Genomic DNA, 2,699 nt, shown 5'->3' with positions numbered 1-2,699 from the left:
CAGGAGGAGCTTCCGGTGAAGCCTGAGAGTGCGTTCGGCCAAATCAAGGGCGCCGGCGGCACCCAAAGCAAGAGCAAAGGCTGACGGCAGGATGTTTGCGCGCGACAGGCTCGGATGAAGGTCGTGATCGAATTCTATCGCACGCGCGTTGCCGACGACGCGCACGCCGTCGTCGGCCGTGTGACCGTAGACGCGGCCGACCTCGACGCGGCGATCGAGATCGCGCGGCTTCTGGCAAGGACGCTGAACATGCCACAGTGGCCGGATGCCGTCGCAATCGCCGACGCCGACGGCCCGACGATCTATTCCAGCGTCATTGCCGCGCAGGCGGGCACAGACAAATGGCCGACATCATGAACGCCAGCAACCATCCCACCCATGTCGCGCGCAACGCCTGGGCACATCCGGGCCGGGAAGATGCAGGCGGCGCGCAGGCATGCGCCTTTAGGGACCATCAATATGGCCGCCGGGTCGAGCCCGATCGTTCCTGGACCGTCTATCACGTCTTCACCGGCATCCCGGCGTATGTGGACGGCGCTTTCATGATCGGGCTCAGCCGTTCGGAAGCGACCAAAAGCATGCTGTCCCTCAACCTTCGCAACAGCGAGCGCCGCAAGGAGAGGATCGCCGCGCGGTCAGTTCTTGTTGGCGTTCCCGAAATATCGGGAGGCCAATCATGACTCTAGCCTTCCCCAATCCCAGCCGTAGCTTCGATGAAGCGCGCAATGCCGTCTGCTTCATCGGCCATGACGGCATGTTTCAAATCCGTTTCTTCATCGAGGCAGAGGCGCTGGCCAAATCCGGCGTTGCCCTGGGTGGGAAGGTAAGCACCGAGACAGCCTGTCTTTCGGCATTTGACGCCTTACGGACCTCCATTCAGGATGTGGCCGGCAAGGTCTATGCCCGCAGCCGCCGCGACTCCTATACTTTGACCGCCGCCGATTTCCGGTAGCCGCATCCGGAATGCGATCAAGGCGGGTTGAATAATATGCCTACCACGCTCGTCTTTCCACGCAATCGGGCGTAGGGTGCAAGATGGCTGGCAAAAAATCCGGGTTCCCGTGGTTGTCTACATCGCCGGCCCGATCGGCTTCATTCTCATTGAGTCCGTCGCACAGGCATCCGATTTCCTGTTTGACCATTGGCCTGGAAACGACAGCCTGGCTTGGACGGACGCAATGAAGTGCTGCGCCGAAGATAGTGTTGCCGATGACGCGAGTGTCGCATTCCTCACCACGCTTAAGGGTGCGGGGACCAGCTACGATCGCACGGTTGAGATTTGCTGAGCTTGCGACAAGCGACTGCGCGGTTTTTAGCCACGTGCGCTGGCCGGATTGCGATCCACCATTCCAAATCTCAGCGAGCATTTTTGCTTAGCGAGACCACCATACCTGCATACGGAGAGTTCGAATGGCGATGAAGCCGAATTATCGATACGAGCGGAGTCAACGAGACAGGGCCAAGGCGGCCAAGAAAGAAGCCAAGCTTGCGGGGAAAGCTGCAAAGGAGAAACCTTCATCCGTAGAAAAGAAGGAAGCGCAGATGCCCGCTGCTGATGAAAGCTAAGGCATGGCGATGACAGAGCGCGAGACAGACAACTTCGAAATCGACGTAGAATGTCCCCGTTGCCATCATCAGGCAAAGACGCTCGTCGGCTGGATTCGTACTCACACCCAGATGGAATGCTCGAACTGCGGCGACATCATTGACATTGAAAGCAAGAACTTCAGGTGGCATGAACAGCGCTAAGGAAAGCCCTATGACGCCTTCCGAACCTCGGTCGCCGCGCCTTGCCGTTCTGATCGATGCCGACAATGCCTCGGCAAAGATTGCCGACGGGCTGTTCGAGGAGATCGCCAAGATTGGCGAGGCCAGCGTGCGTCGCATCTATGGCGATTTTTCCAGCTCGCGCTCGAAAGCGTGGGCAGACGTCCTTTCGAAGCACGCCATCATACCCCAGCAGCAGTTCGCCTACACGACAGGCAAGAACGCCTCGGACATCACGCTCGTCATCGACGCGATGGATCTGCTGCATAGCGGCCGGTTCGACGGTTTCTGCCTGGTTTCCTCCGACAGCGATTTCACCCGGCTCGCGGCCCGCATCCGCGAGCAGGGCATCGACGTGTTCGGCTTCGGGGAGCAGAAGACACCGGAGAGTTTCCGCCAGGCATGCCGGCGATTTGTCTATACCGAGAACCTGCTGCCGTCCGCGCCCGCGAACGAACCTGAGGCAGTATCGAGCATGAAGCCATTGCAGCCGCCTTCAGCTGCCGTGCCGATCATCCGGAAGATCATCGCGCAGATGGAAAGCGAGGATGGCTGGGTTCCGCTCGGTTCGGTTGGCACGCAGCTTGCCAATCTGGCTTCCGACTTCGATCCGCGCACCTTTGGTTTTCGCAAGCTGAGCGATCTCGTTCGCAAGACGAACGCATTCGAAATCGACCGTCCCGAGGGCGGAGCGTTACGCATCAGAATCAAACCGGAGGCAGCGCGAAGGGGCGGGCGGAAGACCTAATCGGTACGGTGCACGTTACGGAGTCCCTTGCAGGTTGGCTATCTATCGACCGCCTAGCTTTTCCATGTCCTCCCGGACCTGGCTCACCCGAAGGCAAAGCCTTGATCGATCTGCTCGACCAACGGAACAGGACCGGGAGGACATGGAAAAGCTAGGCGGTCGATAGATAGCCAACCTGCAAGGG

General features: G+C 59.5%; 6 protein-coding genes. All 6 read left to right on the top strand.

Annotated features, from left to right (window positions below; all coding sequences use genetic code 11):
* Positions 1–114 precede the first annotated feature (114 nt).
* The 6 genes from EOA29_RS32125 to EOA29_RS32105 all read left to right on the top strand — a co-directional run bounded on the left by EOA29_RS32125 (position 115) and on the right by EOA29_RS32105 (position 2,515).
* Positions 115–357: a hypothetical protein gene (locus EOA29_RS32125; RefSeq protein ID WP_126095062.1), complete on the top strand. Its 243-nt coding sequence runs from the start codon at positions 115–117 to the stop codon at positions 355–357.
* Positions 342–680, top strand: coding sequence for a hypothetical protein (locus EOA29_RS32120; protein ID WP_245468620.1), 339 nt, complete (start codon positions 342–344; stop codon positions 678–680). Before EOA29_RS32125 ends, EOA29_RS32120 begins: the two co-directional genes overlap by 16 nt.
* Positions 677–952: a DUF1488 domain-containing protein gene (locus EOA29_RS32115; protein ID WP_126095061.1), complete on the top strand. Its 276-nt coding sequence runs from the start codon at positions 677–679 to the stop codon at positions 950–952. Before EOA29_RS32120 ends, EOA29_RS32115 begins: the two co-directional genes overlap by 4 nt.
* 109 nt (positions 953–1,061) lie before the next feature.
* On the top strand, positions 1,062–1,286 hold the full coding sequence (locus tag EOA29_RS32110) for a DUF982 domain-containing protein (RefSeq protein WP_245464748.1): 225 nt from the start codon (positions 1,062–1,064) through the stop codon (positions 1,284–1,286).
* A gap of 124 nt (positions 1,287–1,410) precedes the next feature.
* Positions 1,411–1,566, top strand: coding sequence for a hypothetical protein (locus EOA29_RS41795; RefSeq protein ID WP_189350210.1), 156 nt, complete (start codon positions 1,411–1,413; stop codon positions 1,564–1,566).
* A 193-nt stretch (positions 1,567–1,759) separates the two neighbouring features.
* Complete coding sequence (locus EOA29_RS32105; protein ID WP_126095060.1) at positions 1,760–2,515, top strand: NYN domain-containing protein; 756 nt, start codon at positions 1,760–1,762, stop codon at positions 2,513–2,515.
* The last annotated feature ends 184 nt before the right edge of the window (positions 2,516–2,699 follow it).

Origin of the sequence: Mesorhizobium sp. M1E.F.Ca.ET.063.01.1.1 (genome assembly GCF_003998155.1) — a bacterium.
In the GTDB taxonomy this organism is placed as follows: Bacteria; Pseudomonadota; Alphaproteobacteria; order Rhizobiales; family Rhizobiaceae; genus Mesorhizobium.
This window is presented reverse-complemented; position numbering and strand designations above follow the sequence as displayed.